The organism is Thermostichus sp. MS-CIW-25, assembly GCF_054060015.1.
Genome location: NZ_JBSSCS010000001.1, coordinates 60,790 through 81,539 on the forward strand (window position 1 = coordinate 60,790; position 20,750 = coordinate 81,539).

A 20,750-nucleotide genomic window follows, 5' to 3' on the forward strand; every position below is an offset into this window, starting at 1 on the left:
CAAGCAAGAGAAAGAATACCTTAGGCCAATGCCTGCCACGATAACAAGAAAGAACTGCCCAGGAGTAGGGATCCCAAAACCCGCCGCCAGCTCCGGTAGGGGATCTCTGCTAAGACACCACCGGCGCTCAGGCACAGGAAGGGGAGCACCACCAAACCCCAGCGAGCACTTTGCTGTAGGGTGTTCACTTGGGGATCCCAAAACACTGCTGCCAGCACTCCCACCCAGAGGACATGGCCCAAGCCGGCCAAGCTGAGCAGGGCTTGTTGCCGTTCCGCCCAAGGCCAGCCCAGCCGCACCAAGCTCAACCCCAAGGGCAGCATCAAAGTAGCCAAAACAGCCAAGCCACTTTGGGAGCTGAGAGGATAGGGAATCACCTCAGCAGAGGTAGCCGGCAAATTAAACCGTCCCAGCCAGGAAAGCCCCATCACCAGCAGCAGCAAAAGCAGTCCTGATATTCCGAGCCGCTGACGCGAACGCAAAGGTTGCCGCGGCCACTGCTGGCTCGTCCACAGCCCTGCCCAGAGCAAAGCCAAGGGCCAAACCTTATAAGACAGGGCACAAGCTAAGGCCAGACCCCACCAGCGCAAGGTGGATCCCGGCCCAACACCACAACTGCAAAGCAGAACCAGGCTGCCCAAAATCTCGCTGCCCGGCTCCAACCCTTGGGTCAACACCCAGGGGCTGAGTCCCCACAGCCCGGCACTCCAGAAATTGCCCCAGCTCCAGCACAGCAGCAGAATGGCCAAGCAGGCTACAGCCGAGAAGATGTGCAGGATCCCTTCAGCCGGGATCCCGGTTCCCTGAGCCAACCAGGGCAGTAGCCCGTCTGCAAAAGTGCTCCGCACCACTGACGCGAACGAGTGGTAGAGGGGCAGTTCCGGTTGGACAAAAGTCAGGGATCCCTCAGAACTGCTCACCGGCAAAACGCGCCACCACTGCAGAGGAGCCGGTTGCCCCCAAGAGCGGAGTCGCTGCCCCAAAAGAAGGCCCATCCCTCCCCATAGCAGCCAGTGGCCCATGAAACCAAAACCAACCAAACGCCGACGGCGATGGTTGTCCCTGTTGGACGACCGCAGGCGGGGAAATGAGCCGCGGGGCAGCCGCTTGCCCGGGCGGGGTGTGGCGGGGGGAAACTTCATGGGTAAACCCTAGCCTGTTCGCATGAGCAGTGCAGAACACTATCCCTACACGGGGTGGGCCCTCGACCGGCAGCAGAACATCCAACGCCCTCTACTCTTGGCCGGTTGGGGAGAAAAAGTGCCCCTTCGTTACTTCCAAAAGAGAATCTCCCCGTGTGACATACTCCCGCACTCATGCTGACGCAAAGCGCTCCGCGCCGCTAGAGAGAAGGTCTAGTCAACTCTAGATCGCCCGTCAAGGGGCAACCCGACTGTTGCCAGCGGCGGATGGCCTGGGCAGTGAGTCCATTCGTTACATCGCGAATGGGGATCCCCGATCCGGTTACCTGCAGACGCACCAACCGCCAGGGATCCCCAGGAGCAGCCTGCAGAACATAAGCCTCGTAGGCCAGTTGCAGGGTTTCGCTGCGCCGACCGGCCAAGGAGTTGCCCTCCTTTTGGGGGTGTTGGGGCAAGACCAAGCGGCGCTCCAGCGTGGTGAAATACAGCCGAAAAGCTTCTGGCGAAACAGCAGTTGCGGTGTCCGGCAAAACCGGAGCCAGCTCCTGTTGGCGTAAGCGGGCCAGAGACCTTGGAGAGAGCATTTCAACCTCCGGCTTCCCCACCAGCACAACCTGAAACTCAGAGCGGGAGCGGCTCAAGGCCAGATTGAGGAACAAGGGCAACTGCTCCGTTAGAGCCTCAGCCCAAACCTGGGGAGCAGCCAGACAAGCTTCCCCTCTTGCCGGAACGAAATGCTCCGCACCCCTAACGCGCCCAGGAGTGCTGACCAGGCCCAAAACCACCGATAAACCGGCTCCCAGCCAACGCCTCCTGCCGGATCCAGTCGGCCTATTTTCAGGGATCCACTGCACAAGCCTACGGCGTCGTTGCATTACAGAACTACCCCAATAACATCGGGCATCTCCCCACACCCTCACCCGGCAGCATCCCATGAGGCTTGGAAGCGCCGCAAGGCGGCCACGGGATCGGGAGAAGCGGTGATGGGGCGGCCCACCACCAGATAATCGGCTCCTGCCCGCAGAGCTTCGTCGGGCGTGCAGATGCGCCGTTGATCATCCTCACCATCCCCCCCATTGGCCTGGCTCAGACGGATCCCGGGAGTAACCAGCAAAACCTCCGGCCCCAAAGCTTGGCGCAGCCGCGAGACCTCCTGAGGAGAGCAAACCAGTCCGGTAAAGCCTTGGGCTTGAGCCAGCCGGGCCAAATGCAACACATAGTCGGCGGGATCCATCTCGATGCCCAGTTCTTGTCGCACCTGCGGGGGGCTGATGCTGGTTAAGAGGGTAACCGCCAACAGCCGACAAGAACTGCCCTGGGCGGCTGCCACGGCTGAGCGCAACATAGCACTGCCACCGGCGGCATGGACGGTGAGCAGATCCACTCCATAGCCGACGGCCACCTCCGTAGCCCTCCCCACCGTGTGGGGAATGTCGTGCAGCTTCAAATCCAGGAAAATGCGCTTGCCCCTTTCCTTGAGAGCCTGCAGGATGGAAGAACCCGCAGCAGTGAACAGCTCCAGACCCACCTTCCACCACAGCACCTGCGGCAAGGAGTCCACCCACTCCAAAGCCTGCTCTTGAGAAGGAGTATCCAGCGCAACAATCAGGCGGTCACCCTTCATCGGGGCTCATTCCGGGGCTCATAGTGGGGACAGCCCTCACAGGGGCCGCAGGGGTTGACGGCACAGCGCAACTCTGGAGAATGGGCATTGTAGCGGCAGGTGGGATCCCCGATGTATTCTGGCGGCGAAGCCACGTAAGTGTAAACAACCACGCCCCCAAATCCTATCGGGCTGACGAAGAAACGGCTGGCGGTGAACGATTCGCCCACAGAAGAGTTGAAGGTTTCCTCAAAAGGCTCTGGCTCAGGCTCCACTTCCTCCTCCAGATTCCAGAGGGCTTCCCACTGCCTAAGGGTTTCCTGTAAAGGCACAGCCAAGTGCTCTGCCAGCTCCATCAGGGCAGTCTCCAAAGAGGCCAAACTTTCTTCGGCCACTTGGGCAAAGGCTGCAACCCATTCCTCCAAAAGTTTCTCAAAATCCATGCAGCAGCGACCTAGAGGCTCCTTCTTCACCTTACCGCCAGCCCGGACAATCTCTAACTTCCTCCCCGGCAAACGGCATCCACTAGAGCTTGATTCACCAATGGAAACAGCTCCGCCAGTTCTTCTGTGGAGAGGTTTCCGGTGCAGACATTGGCGCGAATATGCCACTCTGCCCACATTTGCGCCGAAGGAGCAGCAGGATCCCGGCCCTCCTCAGAACCTGAACCGCCCACAGGTACCCGAGGGAGGCTGCGTCCCGACCCAAGGTTCAGTTGCAGTACGCTGTCACGGTTGATGCCAGTCAGCGAGGTTTGAGCGTTAGCCTCCTCAAGGAAAGCGAGAGAGAAAGCCAAAGCCATCCCAGCTAATCCCCAGAAAACAGCGCGGTAAACCATGGGATCTCCAGTAGTTAGATAGAGCCCTGTCTTGAGCGCAATTATAGCCACTACTTCCCGTTCCTCCGGGTAGAGCCGGGCTAAGTCTGCCTACGACCGCAGGCCGATTCCCGACCACTGCACGCAAGGACGGCCCTGCTCATCCTTCAGGGATCCATCGCGGCGGTAGGAAAAGAAATCTTGGGGTTGGCTGAGGGTGCAATGGGGGCTGACGGCAATGTGTTCAGGGGGGATCCCTTTGGCTTGGGCTTGGGCACCGTTGACCCAGCGCAGATCCAGGCGAACCTTGCCGGGCAGAGGATCGGGCAAGAGAGCGGCGCGGGCATCCAGCCCTGGGGGTAAACTGTTCAGCACCAGCTCCGCCACCTCCTCTGACACCTGATAGACTGACCCCGAAATAGAGGGCCCGATGGCCACGCGGATCCCAGCAGCAGGGATCCCCGCCCGGAGAAACTCCTGCAGCACCTTGGGCAAAATCCCCGCAGCAGTGCCTCTCCACCCGGCGTGAATGGCCGCCACCCATTCTCGACTGGCCACCAAAATCGGCACACAGTCAGCGGTGCAGACCCAGGCAGAATCCCCTTGGCGGCGGGCAATGACCGCATCTGCCTGAGAGCGGGTAGGGATCCCTTGACCAGCAGAGCAGTCCTGCTCTCGTTTGTGTCCAAAGGTTTCGGTGATCCCATCTGCCCAAACCCAGTTGCAGCCATGCACCTGATGGCCCCACGCGGCCTGTTCAGGGGGCAGTTGCAGCCGAGCGGCCAACTGAGATGGGGGATGGGGATGACCTTGGCGAGAGCCAAAAGCATGAGGCCACTCCGCCAAAAGCTGACACTCCAGCCAGCGCCATCTCCCTGCCTGCTGCCAAACCCACAAGGCGGAGCCACTCATCGGCGGGAGCTACCCGGACCAGCAATCGGCGGGGATCCTTGAGACCGATGTTGGGCGCGGAGATGGCCCACCCGCTCTTCCAAACACATCTTTAGCTCGGCAGGGTTAAACAGCATCGGCAAAAAATGAATGCTCCGGGTTTCTCGAAAAAAGAACAACACCGGCAGCGGCGGCCAGAAAATTTGCCAATCCTGCCACTCGCTGTAGGGGAACTCGCGGATGCGCCTGGAGCCGCTGTAGACCTGCAGCGCCGTTCTGGTAAAGGCCAGACCGATCAGAGAGGTCTGCACCACCAAAAACAGGCCAAACAGGCCCACCCCTAGCCCCGCCCAAAACGAAAGCCAGAACAGCGGCACCGCCAAAGCCAACACCGACAGGCTGAGGCGAAAATCCGGGGTCAATAGATGGGCAGAATTGGGCCTGATCATGCCCCACTCCTCCTCTCAGGGATCCCAGCCCCATTCTAGGCTGCCTCGGCGACTCTTCAGAAGTTAGAAGATTGGGAAAAAAGGAGATAGTAAATGATAAACTCCAGAGTTCCGCAGGTTTACAGATCAGAACCGGCAAGACGACCCCCATCTACCCAAATGCGCCCTTGGGAAAACCGGCATAATACGGATATAACGAGTGCTTACTGCTAACCCGCACAATTCGTTGGGCCTCTCCATGCCTCTCGACCCTCTCTCTCAGTTGCCAGAGGAGCCAACCACTCAGATCCCCTTGGAGTTTTACGAGCGCAGACCCCAGCCTGAGGCAACTGCGGCCTTTCTGACGGTGCTCAGCGGTGCCAATGTGGGCATGACGTTTCCCTTGGCAAGGGGTGGGGTTTTGGGGCGCAGCCACTGCGCGGATATCCAGCTCTCGGATCACGCCGTCTCCCGGCAGCACTGTCGGCTGGAGAGAGAAGATGAAGGTTATGTCCTCACCGACCTGGAGAGCCTCAACGGCACATATGTTAACGGCGAGCGCGTCAGCCGCGTTCTCCTGAAGGATGGAGATTACATTCAAGTGGGGGCCAGCACCCTCAAGTTTGCCTACTACAACGCGGCAGAAGAAGCCTTCTTTTTGCAAATGGCCACTGCTGCCCTCTATGACCCGCTAACCGGTCTGTATAACCGACGTTTTTTCCTGGAGCAACTGGAGCTGGAGATCCCCTTTGCTCTTCGCCATCGCATTCCCCTCCACGTGCTCTATCTGGATTTGGATGGGTTTAAGCAAATCAACGACCGCTGGGGGCACTGGGCTGGGGATCAAACCTTAATCCAGGTGGCGCGGCGATTGCAAGCTCACGTTCGCCAAGACGATCTGGTGGCCCGCTTGGGGGGCGATGAGTTTGCCCTGCTGGTGCGTGGGATCCCAAACCCGCAAATCTTGGGGCTGACAGAACGCTTGCGGCAGGCCGTCCAGTCCCTGTCGGTGCAGGTGGAAGCGGAGATCATCTCCCTGAGCTGCAGCGTGGGCATCGCCTCTCTGCTGGAGCTGGAAGAAGGAACTGACCCACAAAGTCTGCTTGCTGCTGCCGACAAAGCCCTCTACCGGGCCAAAGCTGAGGGTGGTAACCGAGAGACTTTCCTGTAGCTCGAGGCCACCTGTTGGGGTTCAGGATCCCTCTACCAAGCTGGCATAGGCTTCGGCACTCATGGTGTCTTCCAAGTCTTCGGGGTTGGCAATGCGCACCTTGATCAGCCAACCATCGCCATAGGGATCGTCAGCAAGGCTTTCGGGGCTCTCCACCACCGCTGTATTCACGGCCACCACCTCTCCAGAAAGAGGGGCATAGAGATCTTCAACGGCTTTGACCGATTCCACCGAGCCAAAGCTTTCCCCTTTTTCAATCTCTGTCCCTTCTTCGGGCAAGCCCACGAAAACGATATCCCCCAGTTGATCGACGGCATAAGCTGTGATCCCAATCACCGCAATATCATCCTCAACATGGATGTACTCGTGGGTGTCCACGTAGCGCAGATGGGATGGATACTCCAGGGCCATGCCGGTTCTCCCATAAACTCAGTGGATTATTCTAGGGTCAACCCTTGAAGATGGTAAAGAGCGGATCCCAAGCCCGGCCCGCTAGAGAAACTCCATCAGCAGCCGATTGACCGTTTGCGGAGCTTCCTGCTGCGCCCAATGGCCGCATTCGGGGATGTACTCCTTGCGCAGGCCGTTGGGGAAAAAGGGATCCATCCCCTCGGTTAGCTCGCGGCTGAGGGCAAAGTCTTCTTCTCCCCAAATCAGCAGGGTAGGGGCGAGGATTTGCCGCATGGGCTGCAAAAACAGGTTCTGCAAAGTGGGCAGGTTAAAAAGCTGGCGGTAGTAGTTGAGGGCAGAGGTGAGAACCTTGGGTTTGGAGAGGGCCTCTTGGTAGAGCTTGAGGTCGTGGCGGGTGAAGGCGCTTTTGCGCACCGAAGTTTCCTGGAAAATGCGGCGCACCCAATCTCCCAAGTCCCATTGCAGCACCCACTCTGGCAGCCAAGGCAACTGAAAGAAGAACAAGTACCAACTGCGGCGCAGTTGATCCAAGTTGCTCAAGAACTCCCGCCGGAAGCAGGCCGGATGGGGAGAATTGAGGACGGCCAGCTTGCGAATCTCCTCAGGGAAAAATTGCGCCCAGTGCCAGGCAATGGCTCCCCCCCAATCGTGGGCTACGACCACCGCTCTTCGGGCCCCAAAGTGGCTTAGCAAGCCGCGGATATCCTCGGTAAGGGTATCCAGGTCATAGCCGTGATCCGGTTTGTCGGAATCGTTGTAGCCGCGCATATCGGGTGCCACCACGCGAAACCGCTGCGCCAACACCGGAATCTGATGCCGCCAGGAGTACCAAAACTCCGGGAAACCGTGCAACAAGATCGCCAGCTCCCCTTCCCCTTGGGTGACATAGTGCAGTTGAATGCCATTGGTAAGGGCATAGCCGTGCTGCCAGGTTCCCATCTTGGCGGCTACCTCAGGAGGAAGACGGGGGATCCCTGCTTCTGCCATGTCGTCTGCTCTCGAGCTAACCCATGATTTGGTATCCACCCATACTAACCTTTGCCGTTGGTCTTCCCTTCGCCGGTGCAGGTTTTTTGAGAGGCATCTCACGAGGAAAGCTTAAAAGAAGTCTGCGGGTGGAAAGGTCGGATGAACACTAACGCAGAAGACCACAGCCCAACATCTCCTCAAAGTGTTGCTATTTTGGGAGCCGGGGCTTGGGGAAGTACCCTGGCAATGCTGGCTCAGGGGCAAGGGCACCGGGTGCGGGTTTGGGATCGCCGCAAGGGCCTGGATTTGGCAGAGGTGCTCCAGGGATCCCAAATTCTCATCTCAGCCGTCTCTATGGCGGGGGTGCGCCCTGTGGTGGAAGCAGTGCGCCAGGTGGGGATCCCACCGCAGGCAATTTTGGTCTCGGCCACCAAAGGGTTGGATCCGCTGCAGCTTCTGACCCCTACCCAAATTTGGGGGGCCACCTTCCCGGAGCAGCCTCTGGTAGTGCTTTCGGGGCCCAACCTCTCGGCGGAGATCCGTCAAGGCTTGCCGGCAGCAGCAGTGGTGGCCAGCCGGGATCCCTGGGCCGCTGTGCAGGTGCAGTATGCCCTTTCTTCAGAGCGGTTCCGCCTCTACACCAGCAGTGACCCGTTGGGGGTGGAGCTGGGTGGCACTCTGAAAAATGTCATTGCCATCGCTGTTGGCGTGTGTGATGGCTTGCAACTGGGGGCCAATGCCCGTGCGGCTCTGGTTACCCGCGGCCTGGCAGAGATGATCCGGGTGGGATCCAAGCTGGGGGCACGGGCAGAAACCTTCAATGGCCTGTCGGGGTTGGGGGATCTGCTGGCCACCTGCCACAGCCGCTTGAGCCGCAACTACCGAGTGGGCTACGGGCTAGGCCAGGGCCAACCCTTGTCGCAGATTTTGGCGGAGATCGAGGGCACCGCCGAAGGGGTTTACACCGCTCCCGTCGTGGTCGAGATCGCTGCCCAGCACGGCATTCAGGTGCCCATCACCCAGGAAGTGCATCTGTTGTTGCAAGGGCAGACCACCCCCACCGCCGCCCTCACCCGCCTGATGGAACGTCAACTGACTTCGGAATAGGCTGCTTTCACTTCTCCCAAAGGAGGAGGGGGGTTTCTGGCATAACCGCAAATCTGCGGATGAGGAAAGTTGTTCCGCACTCTATCAGGATTTTTGCAGAGCAGGGAGATCCCAGAATGAGCGATTTGGCGGAGTTTTTTTTTCCAGAGTTTCCCTATGCTGCAGCTGTAGTTCTTCGACTTGTTCTTGCATCAACTCGGATCTCTCTGGCTCCGGGAAGGCGGACAGTAGGCCCGACAGGTTGGGCCAGGTCTTTGTTTAATTTTTTACAAAGTTATGTCCAAACGCATCCTGGTGATTGAAGACGAACCCTCTATTCGCACCTATCTGCAGAAGGTGTTGCAACGAGCGGGGTACGACACGGTGGCGGCCACCGATGGAGAAGAGGGCTTGCAGATGGTGCGCACCCTGATGCCCGACTTGGTGTTGTGCGATGTGGTGATGCCCAAGCTGAACGGCTATGGGGTGCTGGATGCTCTGAGATGGGATCAGTCTACAGCTCACATCCCCTTCGTCTTTCTCTCCTCGAAAATCTCTCCCGAAGAGATTGAACAGGGGTTATGCTTTGGCTCCGATGCCTATTTGACAAAGCCCGTTGACCAAAAACACCTGTTGAAAGCCGTTGCTGCCCAATTGTCTTGAGTTGACCGCCTTCCGCATACCCGAACGGTCGGCTGAAAACTCAGGGGCAATCAATCGTGTTGATTAACTGGAGACATTCCCCTGGTGCTCCCACTGGATCCCCAGAGCGTTGACGAGGGTGTTAACAGGCCCGAGCCTTCTGCCGTTGTCGCTGTTGGCGTTCTAGAGCTTCAAACAGGGCTTGAAAATTGGCTTCGCCAAAGCCTGTGGCTCCACCCAATCGTTGGATGACCTCGAAAAAAAACGTGGGCCGACCAAACAGAGGCTGAGTGAAGGTTTGCAACAACAGGGGGGGGTGTGGGGAATCAGAAGCAGGCAAGGTGGCATCCAAAAGGAGCTGCTGCTCCACCAAGTCGTGCCAGGAGATGGCGGGGGGCAACCCACCAGAACGGAGTATTGCTCCAGAAGCCAGCTCCCTTGCCAGGTTTGTGTAATACTCCGACGGCACCTGCAGAAAGTTTACGCCCCCCTGTCGCAGCCGGCGCACACCGGCAACGATATCCGAGCTATGCAACGCCGCATGTTGCAGGCCGGGGCCACGATGGGCATCCAAAAACTCTTGAATCTGGGAAGCGGCACAGGTGGGCTCGTTGATGGCCAACTGGATCCCGGCTTCAGGATCTCCCACCACCACACTTTCTAGGCCAGAGGTGTTGGTGCGGATGCTATAGCGATACAGAGACCGCCAACCCAGCACCTGCCCATACCAATCTGCCGCTGCCTGCAGGGATCCCCGCTCCACATTCAACACCACATGATCCCAGTGGGAAAACAAGTTCTCCTCGGCGGGAGCTGAATCGAGGATCCCTGAGCTGGGGATCAAAGAATGCCTGAGTCCATAAGGAGTGCGCAGGCACAGAGCAGGGCAGCCTTCGTCTTCTGCCGGGATCCACTCCACTTGGGCTCCTCGCCTCTGCAAAAGCTCTGCCAAGCCCAACAGCTCTTGCTCCTCCACCGCCAAGGCCACATCCACCACGCCAGGGGAATGTTGCTGCAAATGGCGATCCACCTCATCCCCGGCGTGAGCCGGCTGAGATAGGCGCAAGCGCAGGGATCCCTGACGCAGACAGAGGGTACTGCTGAGCTGTCCTTCCATTCGGAAGCCCCAAACCTGACAAAAGTGTTCCTGCCAACGGGGCAGATCCCAAAGATAGAAGTGCAGGTGATGGATCCCTTGGACGATTCGATTGGACTGGTTCATAGAGCAAGGCACTGCTAACGCGAACGTCGAGTGTCCTGACGTTCTCACGGCAACAGGCGACCTGGGCCGCCCTACCTCAGCATAGGCCCGCCATTTGCCGATGGAAAAGCGTAAAACAACATTAAGAAGGCATTAAGACAGTGTTAAAAAATAGGATAAAAATAAGATTAAAAAACCACGCGACCGAAAATATCCTCAGAGCGCAAGGGACTAAAATTAAATCAGGCGAGGTGTATTTAGAACGCCCAAAAAAGAAACAGAGGAGTTGCTAAAAGCCCTTCGTAGGATCCCTGGAAGCCTTGCAGAGATTGGGTAGTTCTTTGGCTCTTTTTTAAGCCTGCGTGGGGCAACTGCCGAGGTGTCACCTCGCCCTGTCGATAGATTATCAGGCGTAATAGCCGGGAGGATTGTTATGGTTGCCAGTGTGCAGCGTTCTGTAGCATCACCTACAGAATTGAAGGCGGAACCAAGGACAGGATCCAACGCAGCCGGTCAAAAAGTTTTGAGCGATTTTGCGCCGGGATCCTGGCAGCGCTGCATCGATGTCAGAGACTTTATTCAACGGAATTACACCCCCTACACCGGCGATGAAACCTTTTTAGCTGCAGCCACCGAGCGCACCCAGCGGCTGTGGGCCAAGGTCAAGGATTTGATGGCTCTGGAGCGAGAGCGAGGGATCCTAGATGCCGATACTGCCGTTCCCTCTACCATCACCAGCCACGCCCCTGGCTATATCGACCCAGAGCTGGAACAAATTGTGGGGCTGCAGACGGACAAACCCCTGAAGCGGGCCATCATGCCCTTTGGCGGCATCCGCGTGGTGGAGTCTTCCCTCAAAGCCTATGGCTACGAGCTGGATCCCCGCACCAAGGAAATTTTTACCCAGTACCGCAAAACCCACAACGACGGCGTTTTTGATGCTTACACCGAAGAGATGCGCCGCTGCCGCCGCTCCGGGATCATCACCGGCCTGCCCGATGCCTACGGTCGGGGTCGCATCATTGGGGACTACCGGCGGGTGGCCCTCTACGGGGTGGATCGGCTCATCGAAGACAAGCAGGCCCAAAAAGCCAGTCTAGACCTGGACACGATGGACGAAGAGACCATCCGCCTGCGGGAGGAGCTCTCCGAGCAGATTAAGGCCCTACAAGAGCTGAAAGAGATGGGATCCCGCTACGGGTTTGACCTGGGCCGTCCGGCAGCCAACGCCCGCGAAGCCATCCAATGGCTGTACCTGGCCTACCTGGCAGCCGTCAAGGAGCAAAACGGGGCGGCCATGTCCTTGGGGCGGGTGTCCACCTTCCTGGACATCTACATCGAGCGGGATCTGCAGGCCGGGATCCTCACCGAGGAAGAGGCCCAGGAGCTCATTGACCACTTTGTTATGAAGCTGCGCATGGTCAGGTTTTTGCGCACGCCCGAGTACAACGAGCTATTCAGCGGGGATCCCACCTGGGTTACCGAGTGCATCGGCGGCATGGGCCTGGATGGGCGGCCTTTGGTTACCAAAACCAGCTTCCGCATGCTGCATACCCTCTACAACCTTGGCCCAGCGCCCGAGCCCAACTTGACCGTGCTCTGGTCGGAGCGGCTGCCGGAAGCCTTCAAGCGCTACTGCGCCAAGGTCTCCATCGAAACCAGCTCCATCCAGTACGAAAACGACGATCTGATGCGCCCCTACTGGGGAGATGACTACGGCATTGCCTGCTGCGTGTCGGCCATGCGCATCGGCAAGCAAATGCAGTTCTTTGGGGCGCGGGTGAACTTGGCCAAGTGCCTGCTCTACGCCATCAACGGCGGTCGGGATGAGATCTCCGGCGAGCAGGTGGCTCCTGCTTTCGCCCCCATCACCGCCGACGTGCTGGAGTACGACGAGGTGTGGCCGCGCATGGCGCAGATGATGGCCTGGCTGGCCAAGACCTACGTCAACACCATGAACATCATCCACTACATGCACGACAAGTACTGCTACGAGCGCCTGGAGATGGCCCTCCACGACCGGGACGTGCTGCGCACCATGGCCTTTGGGTTGGCCGGCCTGTCGGTAACAGCCGACTCCCTATCCGCCATCAAATACGCGCGGGTACGGGCCATCCGGGATGAGCGGGGCCTAGTGGTGGATTACGCGGTGGAGGGCGACTTCCCCAAATACGGCAACAACGACGACCGAGTTGACTCCATTGCGGTGCAACTGGTGCAGACCTTCATGGCCGAGCTGCGCAAGCACAAGACCTACCGCAATGCCATCCCCACCCAGTCCATCCTCACCATCACCTCCAACGTGGTCTACGGCAAGAAAACCGGCAACACCCCCGACGGGCGGCGAGCGGGCGAACCCTTTGCCCCAGGGGCCAACCCCATGCATGGCCGGGACACGAAGGGGGCGGTGGCGTCGCTGGCTTCGGTGGCCAAGCTGCCCTATGCCGACGCTCTGGATGGGATCTCCAATACCTTTTCTATTGTGCCCGCCGCTCTAGGCCGCACCGAAGAGGAGCGGGTCACCAACTTGGTGGGGCTGCTGGATGGCTACATGCGGGATGGCGGTTTCCACCTCAACGTCAATGTTCTCAACCGCGAGACCCTGCTGCATGCCATGGAGCACCCGGAGCTCTACCCACAGCTCACCATCCGGGTTTCCGGCTATGCGGTGAACTTCATCAAGCTCACCCGCGAGCAGCAACTGGATGTCGTTAACCGCACGTTCCATCAACACTGCTAAAAACAAGGCCGGGGATCCCTGAAGTCCGCCCATACCGGGGTCGATGGAAGGGATCCCCCATCGATAACCGAGGAGGCCCGATGACGATGACTGTTTGTAGCGCTGCAGATCTGGTCAGCCAGTATGTCTCAGGACGGCGCGATTTTCGGGAGATCGATTTGCAAGGGGCTAACCTGCAGGGGATCCATTTGGCCGGTGCCGATCTCAGCTATGCCGACTTCGGCGGAGCCAACTTGGCGGGGGCCAATTTGCGGGGGTGCGATCTCAGCTATGCCGACTTCAGCGGAGCTAACCTATCGGGAGCCGATTTGCGGGGATGTCTCCTCTTTGGCAGCGATTTTCGAGGGGCGCTCTTAGAAGGAGCCTTGTTGGATCACGCAGATGTCGATGCCTATACCCATTTCCCGAAGGATTTCGATCCCAAGGCCCACCGCCTGCACGGCATCGCGGTGGATACCTCCGTGCCTAGCCCACACGACCCATCGGTCTGAGCTGGGTGGGATCCCTGAGCTGACCTTTTGGCTTTTTATCCCGCCTTCTCCCTTCCAGCCAGGATAGCAGCGGTCTAGCTAAAAGACCCTAGGGATCTAAAAAAATCTAGCCCCAACCTAATCCAAAGAGAAACGGAAACTGTGTTCTATTTAACCCGAGTTAGCAATCTGGAAGAAAACCTCAAGATTGATTGATATTTTGCAAAAGTCATCCAGGATAAAAGTATGGATACCGTTATGAACCCCCTGACACCAATTGCTGGGCGCATTCACTCGGTGGAAACCTGTGGCACCGTCGATGGGCCAGGAATCCGCTTCGTAATTTTTACACAGGGTTGTCCACTTCGCTGTTTGTATTGCCACAACCCCGACTGTCGGGATCCGGAGGCGGGACAGCTTGTTACGGTTGAGTCTTTAATTGCCGAGATCCAACGCTACAGGAATTACTTGCGAGGGGGGGGAGTTACGGCTACCGGGGGAGAGCCTTTGCTGCAACCCACCTTTGTAGCTGAGATCTTCCGTCGCTGTCATGAGTTGGGCTTGCACACGGCTTTGGATACCTCTGGCTATGGGCAACTGGAAGCAGCCAAGCCTGTGTTGGAGCATACAGATTTGGTGTTGCTCGATATCAAGTCTTATCTGCCGGAGCTGTATCGAAAGGTTACCGGCGTTTCGCTAGAACCCACTCTTAATCTGGCCCGCTATTTAGACCAGATCCACAAGCCCACCTGGATTCGTTTTGTACTTGTTCCGGGGCTGACGGATCCCGAGGAAAACATTAAGGGCCTGGCCGAGTTTGTGGCCACCTTATCCAACGTGGAGCGAGTGGAAGTTTTGCCCTTTCACAAGATGGGGGAATACAAATGGCAGCAATTGGGATTGCCTTACACCCTTGCCGATGTCGATCCACCCACACCCGAACAGGTGAATCACGCCTTACAAATCTTTCGGGATCAAGGACTGGTGGCTATTTGACAATTCTGCAGTTGCGGCTTGGGTCAGCATAGCCAGGTCACGCTTAGATCCGAAGTGATTCACAGTTAATCTCTAAAACCTCTGCACCGTCTCCAGATTGGCCCTGAGCTGACTGGAATCCAAGTTGATCCCCAGGCTAACTTTACGGACTCTATGTGAACTGAAGAATACCCCAAGAGGAGGGATCCCCAATGGAAGTTTGCGTCACCTACCGCGATGGTGTTCAGTTCCAAGCGGAAAGCCGAGGGCACCGCATTCTCAGCGACCAGCCTTTGGACAATCACGGTCGAGATCAGGGAATGACGCCGCCGGAATGGTTTTTGGCTTCTCTGGGTGCCTGTGTTGGTTTTTATGCCGTCAAATATCTGGAAGCGCGACAGTTGGATCCCAGTGGGTTGGCTGTGGTGGTCACGGCGGAGAAAGTTGAGCATCCGGCTCGCCTAGACAACATTCGCATCCAAGTCAAAATCGGGATCCCGCTGGACGGAAGGCATCAAAAGGGGCTGGAAAAAGCAGTTGATGCCTGCATCATTCACAATACGCTCACCCATCCCCCCACCCTGACCACCGAAATCCAAGTTCCTGCTCCTGTTGGCGTCTAGCTTGCTATAAGGACTCCGTCCTGCTGACGCAATCGGTTACGCAGCGATTTCAGCCAAATATCTGATTGTCGATTATTCCCATTGTCTAAGTCTTGATGAGGTTTTGGAGGGATCCACCGATGCCAGTAACCAATCTAGCCGAGCTGGAAACCTTGATCCAGCAGGTGAAGGCTGCCCAAGCTGAATATGCAACTTTCACCCAAGAACAGGTAGACCGGATTTTTCACAAAGCCGCTCTGGCTGCCAACAACGAACGGATCCCGTTGGCCAAGCTGGCGGTACAGGAAACCGGCATGGGCATTGTGGAAGACAAGGTGATCAAAAATCACTTTGCCTCGGAATACATTTACAACAAATACAAACACGAAAAGACCTGTGGAGTCATCGAGCGGGATGAGAGTTTTGGCTACGAGAGAATTGCTGAACCGGTGGGTCTTTTGGCAGGTATTGTGCCGGTAACCAACCCCACGTCAACGACCATTTTCAAGGCTCTGATCACCCTAAAAACCCGCAACGGCATTATCTTTTCTCCCCACCCGCGGGCTAAACAATGCACCATTGCCGCGGCCAAAGTGGTCAGAGAAGCTGCCGAGGCAGCGGGCGCTCCTGTGGGGTTGATCGGCTGGATCGACGAGCCCACCATCGAGCTTTCTCAGGCCTTAATGCAGCATCCTGAGGTGAAGCTGATCTTGGCTACCGGCGGGCCTGGCATGGTTAAAGCGGCCTATTCTTCGGGCCACCCGTCTTTGGGGGTGGGAGCGGGCAATACCCCGGCAGTGATCGATGCCAGTGCCGACATCCCCACAGCCGTCAGCTCGATTCTGTTGAGCAAGACCTTCGACAACGGCATGATCTGTGCCTCAGAACAGGCAGTGGTGGTGGTGGATGCCATCTACGAGCAGGTCAAGGCCGAGTTTCGCCATCGGGGGGCCTACATTTTGGATCTGGAACAAACCGAAGCCGTGCGCCGCATCCTTCTCAAAGACGGTCGCCTCAATCCGGCCATTGTGGGCCAACCGGTGCAAACCATCGCCACCCTGGCCGGGATCCAGGTTCCCGAAGGTGCCAAGCTGTTGATCGGGGAAGTGGAGAAGGTGGGGCCGGAGGAGCCCTTCTCCTACGAAAAATTGGCCCCTGTTCTGGCCCTCTACCGCGCCAACGATTTCCACAGCGCCGTAGATGTTGCTGTCCAACTGGTCAATTTCGGCGGGCGGGGACACACCTCTGTTTTGTATACAGATCCCGCCAACCGGGACGATATTGCCTACTTTGAAAATGCCCTACAAACGGCGCGAGTGTTGATCAATACTCCCTCTTCCCAGGGGGCAATCGGGGATCTCTACAACTTCAAGCTGGATCCCTCTCTGACTTTGGGCTGTGGCACTTGGGGAGGCAATTCGATCTCCGAGAATGTGGGGCCGCGCCACCTGCTCAACATTAAAACGGTAACCCAACGTCGGGAAAACATGCTCTGGTTTCGGATCCCGCCCAAGGTTTACTTCAAGCCCGGATGTCTGCCTATTGCTCTGCGGGAATTGGCCGGCAAAAAACGCGCCTTTTTGGTGACCGATAAGCCGCTCTTTGAGTTGGGCATATTGCATCCCATCACCCAGGTTTTGGATGAGATTCGCGTGAGCTGGGATGTGTACCACGATGTAGAGCCGGATCCCACCCTCAGCAACGTCAATCGCGGTCTGGAGCAGTTGCGCCAGTTTCAACCGGATGTGATCATCGCGGTCGGCGGGGGATCCCCGATGGATGCGGCCAAGGTGATGTGGCTGATGTACGAGCAGCCCCAGGTGGAGTTTGATGGCTTGGCGATGCGCTTTATGGACATCCGCAAGCGGGTTTACGAGCTGCCCCCACTGGGACAAAAAGCTCAGCTCATCTGCATCCCCACCACTTCCGGCACCGGCTCCGAGGTGACGCCCTTTGCCGTGGTGACCGATGACCGGGTGGGGATCAAATACCCGCTGGCGGACTACGCCCTCACCCCCACCATGGCCATTGTGGATCCGGATCTCACCCTCAAGATGCCCAAGAAGCTGACGGCTTACGGGGGTATCGATGCCCTCACCCACGCTCTGGAAGCCTATGTGTCGGTGATGGCCAGCGATTTTACCGATGGGCTGGCATTACAAGCCATCAAGCTGCTCATGACCTACTTGCCGCGGGCCTATGAAAAAGGTGCTGCAGATCCAGAAGCCCGAGAAAAAGTTCACTACGCCGCCACCATTGCCGGCATGGCCTTTGCCAACGCCTTTTTGGGGGTGTGCCACTCCCTGGCCCACAAGCTGGGATCCACCTTCCATCTGCCCCACGGCCTGGCCAATGCCCTGATGATCACCCACGTCATCCGCTACAACGCCACCGACGCCCCCTTTAAGCAGGCCATCTTTCCCCAATACCGCTATCCCAACGCCAAACACCGCTACGCGGAAATTGCCGATTACCTACAGTTGGGCGGGGCGGATGACGATGAAAAGGTCATGCGCCTGATTGAGGCCATCGAAGAGCTCAAGCGGAAACTGGAGATCCCGGCCACCATTCGCGAGGCCCTGGGCGAGAAGGAGCGGGAGTTCTACGACCGTCTGGAGACCATGGCGGAGCAAGCCTTTGACGACCAGTGCACCGGCGCCAACCCCCGCTATCCCCTCATTCAGGACATGAAGGAGCTGTACGTCCTGGCCTATCAGGGCTGCCGGGTGGACTCTGCTCTCTACCACCAGCCGGAACCAGTGTTGGCCTAAGGAGTAGGGTATGTGGCAACGACTGGATCCCAGTGTGGATATCTGGAGGGCCCGATCCCATCCCCTGAATCCCATTTTTCTGCCCCGTTCGGTGGCGGTGGTGGGGGCCACGGAGCGGGAGGGCAGTGTGGGGCGGACGGTGTTGTGGAACCTCATCAGCCACCCCTTTGGCGGCACGGTCTACCCCGTCAATCCCAAGCGGCACCAGGTGTTGGGGATCCGGGCCTACGAGCGGCTGTCCGCTCTGCCGGAGCCGGTGGATCTGGCCATTATCGCCATTCCGGCAGCGGGGGTGCCCGAGGTGGTGCAGGAGTGCGTAGAAGCTGGGGTCAAGGGCGCCATTGTTCTTTCAGCAGGCTTCAAGGAAACGGGCCCTGCTGGCTGGGAGCTGGAGAAGCAAATTCAGCAGACTATCCAATCGCGTCAGCGGGACGGAGTCCTTGGGAAGCTGCGCTTGATTGGCCCCAACTGCCTGGGGATCCAAAACCCCCACACGGGCTTAAACGCCACCTTTGCTGCCCAGATGGCCCGGCCCGGCAATGTGGGCTTCATCAGCCAAAGTGGGGCCCTGTGCACCTCGATCCTGGACTGGAGCCTGCAGGAAAATGTGGGCTTCAGCGCCTTTATCTCTCTGGGATCGATGCTGGATGTGGGCTGGGGAGACTTAATCGACTACTTGGGCGAGGATCCCCATACCCACAGCATTGTCTTGTACATGGAATCCATCGGGGATGCCCGCTCTTTTTTGTCCGCGGCCCGAGAGGTGGCCCTGAGCAAGCCCATCATTGTCATCAAGGCGGGGCGCACCCAGGCGGCAGCCCAAGCAGCCGCTTCCCACACGGGCTCCCTCACCGGCAGCGACGCAGTGTTGGATGCGGCCTTCCGCCGTTGCGGCGTGCTGCGGGTGGATCACATTGAAGATCTCTTCGACCTGGCGGAGGTGCTGGCCAAACAGCCCCGTCCTCAGGGCTCTCACCTGACCATCCTCACCAATGCCGGCGGGCCAGGGGTGCTGGCCACCGATGCCCTCATTCGCGCCGGGGGATCCCTGGCCGAGCTTTCTCCCCAAACCCTGGAGCAGCTTGAGCGGATCTTGCCCCCCCACTGGAGCCACGGCAATCCCATTGACATTTTGGGGGATGCCGATCCGGAGCGCTTTGCCCAAGTTTTGGAAGTGGTGTTGCAAGATCCCGGCAGCCAGGGTTGCCTGGTCATCCTCACCCCCCAAGCCATGACGGATCCCACGGCCACTGCCGAGAAAGTGGTGGAGACCTGGCGGCGCAGTGGATCCCGGCAGCCTATCCTGGCCAGTTGGATGGGGGGAGCTGGCGTGGATGCGGGCGAGCACATCCTCAACCAAGCCGGGATCCCCACCTACCGCTACCCGGATCAAGCGGCGCGGGTGTTCGGCTATTTGTGGCGATTTAGCTACAACCTCAAGGCCCTCTACGAGACCCCCACTCTGCCCCCTTCAACAGCGGTAGAGCGCGACAAGGTGCAGCAAACCTTTAGCCAAGCTCGGCGGGAAGGTCGAACGCTTCTAACCGAGGCGGAGTCCAAAGAGATCCTGGCCGCCTACGGGATCCCGGTGGTGCCGACGCGGGTGGCTGAGAGTCCCGAAGCGGCGGTGGAAGCTGCCGAGGCTATGGGCTACCCGGTGGTGGTGAAACTCTACTCCCACACCCTCACCCACAAGACCGAGGTGGGTGGCGTGCAGCTCAACCTGCCCGATGCCGAGGCGGTGCGGCGGGCTTTTGGGCAAATTTACCGCAACGTTACCGAAAAAGCGGGGCCCGAGCACTTCCAGGGGGTCACGGTGCAGCCCTTTGTGGCAGCGGGACAAAGTCCTTTGGTGGGCACGGATGGCTACGAGCTGATCTTGGGCAGCAGCCAGGATCCCCAATTTGGGCCGGTGTTGCTGTTTGGCAGTGGCGGACAACTGGTGGAGGTGTTTCAAGATCGCTCCATCGGCCTTCCCCCCCTCAACACCACCTTGGCCCGGCGTCTGATGGAAAACACCCTCATCTACAAAGCCCTCAAGGGGGTGCGGGGACGCCCAGCCGTCGATCTGGAGGCCCTAGAACAGCTCTTGGTGCGTTTTAGCCAACTGGTGGCCGAACAGCAGGACATCCGAGAAATTGACATCAACCCGCTGCTGGCTTCTGCCAAGGGGTTGGTGGCCCTCGATGCCCGCGTTATTTTGCGAACGGAGCAGGATCCCCAGGTGCCTTTGGCCATCCGCCCCTACCCCACCCAGTACATCTGGCCCTTCCGGGACGGCATCACCATCCGCCCCATCCGCCCCGAAGATGAGCCTCTGGTGATCGATTTTCACCGCCACGTCTCTGATTACAGCGTCTATCTGCGCTACTTCCACCCGATCAAATACAGCGCCCGTATCGCCCATGAGCGCCTCACCCGCATTTGCTTTAACGACTACGACCGCGAGATCGCCCTGGTGGCCGAAAAACAGGAGCCAAAAGCCAACCGCGCCAGCAAGACGGAGTCCTTAATCCTCGGCATCAGCCGCCTCTCCAAGAAACACGGCCTTCCCGAAGAAGCGGAGTTTGCCATGCTGGTGGCGGATCCCTATCAAAGACAGGGGATTGGCACGGAGCTGTTGACCCGCCTCATCCAGGTGGCCCGCTGCGAAGGGATCCAGCGCCTCACCGGCGAGGTTCTTGGCGAAAACGAGGCGATGCGCCGCCTGTGTCAGCGGCTGGGGTTCCAGTTGCACCCTTCTCCAGAGGATCCTGGCATTCTCAAGGCCACGCTGGATCTCGCTGTCGATGCGGCGATCCCCACCCCCTGTCCTGCCTAGGGATCCTTAA

19 protein-coding genes are annotated in these 20,750 nt (G+C 58.5%); 9 read left to right on the forward strand and 10 right to left on the reverse strand.

The features are described 5' to 3' along the window. Positions 1-20: 20 nt before the first annotated feature. From ACVWZ1_RS00295 to ACVWZ1_RS00325, 7 genes are all read right to left on the reverse strand, one after another. Positions 21-1,142 carry a hypothetical protein gene (locus tag ACVWZ1_RS00295; RefSeq protein ID WP_457502238.1) on the reverse strand — a complete coding sequence of 374 codons (1,122 nt, stop codon included), beginning with the start codon at positions 1,140-1,142 and terminating at the stop codon, positions 21-23. A 200-nt stretch (positions 1,143-1,342) separates the two neighbouring features. Beyond that, positions 1,343-2,017: a hypothetical protein gene (locus ACVWZ1_RS00300; protein WP_457502239.1), complete on the reverse strand. Its 675-nt coding sequence runs from the start codon at positions 2,015-2,017 to the stop codon at positions 1,343-1,345. 41 nt (positions 2,018-2,058) lie between these two features. Then, positions 2,059-2,766 carry an orotidine-5'-phosphate decarboxylase gene (gene pyrF, locus ACVWZ1_RS00305; protein WP_457502240.1) on the reverse strand — a complete coding sequence of 236 codons (708 nt, stop codon included), beginning with the start codon at positions 2,764-2,766 and terminating at the stop codon, positions 2,059-2,061. Next, a complete protein-coding gene (locus ACVWZ1_RS00310) occupies positions 2,763-3,188 on the reverse strand; it encodes a DUF6464 family protein (protein WP_457502241.1) in 426 nt (141 codons plus the stop codon). The genes pyrF and ACVWZ1_RS00310 overlap by 4 nt, the downstream gene beginning before the upstream one ends. Positions 3,189-3,241: 53 nt before the next feature. Next, a complete protein-coding gene (locus tag ACVWZ1_RS00315) occupies positions 3,242-3,547 on the reverse strand; it encodes a hypothetical protein (RefSeq protein WP_457502242.1) in 306 nt (101 codons plus the stop codon). Between the two features lie 126 nt (positions 3,548-3,673). Beyond that, on the reverse strand, positions 3,674-4,474 hold the full coding sequence (gene pgeF, locus ACVWZ1_RS00320) for a peptidoglycan editing factor PgeF (RefSeq protein WP_457502243.1): 801 nt from the start codon (positions 4,472-4,474) through the stop codon (positions 3,674-3,676). Then, a complete protein-coding gene (locus ACVWZ1_RS00325; protein WP_457502244.1) occupies positions 4,471-4,902 on the reverse strand; it encodes a DUF3119 family protein in 432 nt (143 codons plus the stop codon). Before ACVWZ1_RS00325 ends, pgeF begins: the two co-directional genes overlap by 4 nt. A gap of 238 nt (positions 4,903-5,140) precedes the next feature. On the opposite strand from ACVWZ1_RS00325, the gene ACVWZ1_RS00330 reads away from it, so the two are divergent. Further along, positions 5,141-6,052 carry a diguanylate cyclase gene (locus ACVWZ1_RS00330; protein ID WP_457502245.1) on the forward strand — a complete coding sequence of 304 codons (912 nt, stop codon included), beginning with the start codon at positions 5,141-5,143 and terminating at the stop codon, positions 6,050-6,052. A 21-nt stretch (positions 6,053-6,073) separates the two neighbouring features. On the opposite strand, the gene gcvH is transcribed toward ACVWZ1_RS00330, so the two are convergent. Continuing rightward, the gene (gene gcvH, locus ACVWZ1_RS00335) at positions 6,074-6,463 is read right to left on the reverse strand and encodes a glycine cleavage system protein GcvH (RefSeq protein WP_011432013.1); all 390 of its coding nucleotides are present in this window, start codon (positions 6,461-6,463) and stop codon (positions 6,074-6,076) included. A gap of 81 nt (positions 6,464-6,544) precedes the next feature. Further along, positions 6,545-7,450, reverse strand: coding sequence for an alpha/beta fold hydrolase (locus tag ACVWZ1_RS00340; protein WP_011432014.1), 906 nt, complete (start codon positions 7,448-7,450; stop codon positions 6,545-6,547). A gap of 141 nt (positions 7,451-7,591) precedes the next feature. Between ACVWZ1_RS00340 and ACVWZ1_RS00345 the strand changes: the two genes are divergently transcribed. Continuing rightward, complete coding sequence (locus tag ACVWZ1_RS00345) at positions 7,592-8,539, forward strand: NAD(P)H-dependent glycerol-3-phosphate dehydrogenase (protein ID WP_457465652.1); 948 nt, start codon at positions 7,592-7,594, stop codon at positions 8,537-8,539. A 276-nt stretch (positions 8,540-8,815) separates the two neighbouring features. Beyond that, positions 8,816-9,181 carry a response regulator gene (locus ACVWZ1_RS00350; protein WP_457465653.1) on the forward strand — a complete coding sequence of 122 codons (366 nt, stop codon included), beginning with the start codon at positions 8,816-8,818 and terminating at the stop codon, positions 9,179-9,181. Positions 9,182-9,302: 121 nt separating this feature from the next. Here ACVWZ1_RS00350 and ACVWZ1_RS00355 read toward each other — a convergent pair whose 3' ends face one another. Continuing rightward, a complete protein-coding gene (locus ACVWZ1_RS00355; protein ID WP_457502246.1) occupies positions 9,303-10,382 on the reverse strand; it encodes a VOC family protein in 1,080 nt (359 codons plus the stop codon). 412 nt (positions 10,383-10,794) lie between these two features. Between ACVWZ1_RS00355 and pflB the strand changes: the two genes are divergently transcribed. The 6 genes from pflB (at position 10,795) to ACVWZ1_RS00385 (ending at position 20,740) form a co-directional block, all read left to right on the forward strand. Continuing rightward, positions 10,795-13,101: a formate C-acetyltransferase gene (pflB, locus tag ACVWZ1_RS00360; RefSeq protein WP_457465657.1), complete on the forward strand. Its 2,307-nt coding sequence runs from the start codon at positions 10,795-10,797 to the stop codon at positions 13,099-13,101. Between the two features lie 80 nt (positions 13,102-13,181). Further along, on the forward strand, positions 13,182-13,592 hold the full coding sequence (locus ACVWZ1_RS00365; protein WP_457465659.1) for a pentapeptide repeat-containing protein: 411 nt from the start codon (positions 13,182-13,184) through the stop codon (positions 13,590-13,592). A gap of 225 nt (positions 13,593-13,817) precedes the next feature. Beyond that, on the forward strand, positions 13,818-14,567 hold the full coding sequence (pflA, locus tag ACVWZ1_RS00370) for a pyruvate formate-lyase-activating protein (protein WP_457502247.1): 750 nt from the start codon (positions 13,818-13,820) through the stop codon (positions 14,565-14,567). Positions 14,568-14,758: 191 nt separating this feature from the next. Then, complete coding sequence (locus ACVWZ1_RS00375) at positions 14,759-15,169, forward strand: OsmC family protein (RefSeq protein WP_457465663.1); 411 nt, start codon at positions 14,759-14,761, stop codon at positions 15,167-15,169. Positions 15,170-15,288: 119 nt separating this feature from the next. Further along, complete coding sequence (gene adhE / locus ACVWZ1_RS00380) at positions 15,289-17,919, forward strand: bifunctional acetaldehyde-CoA/alcohol dehydrogenase (RefSeq protein WP_457502248.1); 2,631 nt, start codon at positions 15,289-15,291, stop codon at positions 17,917-17,919. Positions 17,920-17,929: 10 nt separating this feature from the next. Further along, positions 17,930-20,740: a bifunctional acetate--CoA ligase family protein/GNAT family N-acetyltransferase gene (locus ACVWZ1_RS00385; protein WP_457502249.1), complete on the forward strand. Its 2,811-nt coding sequence runs from the start codon at positions 17,930-17,932 to the stop codon at positions 20,738-20,740. The last annotated feature ends 10 nt before the right edge of the window (positions 20,741-20,750 follow it).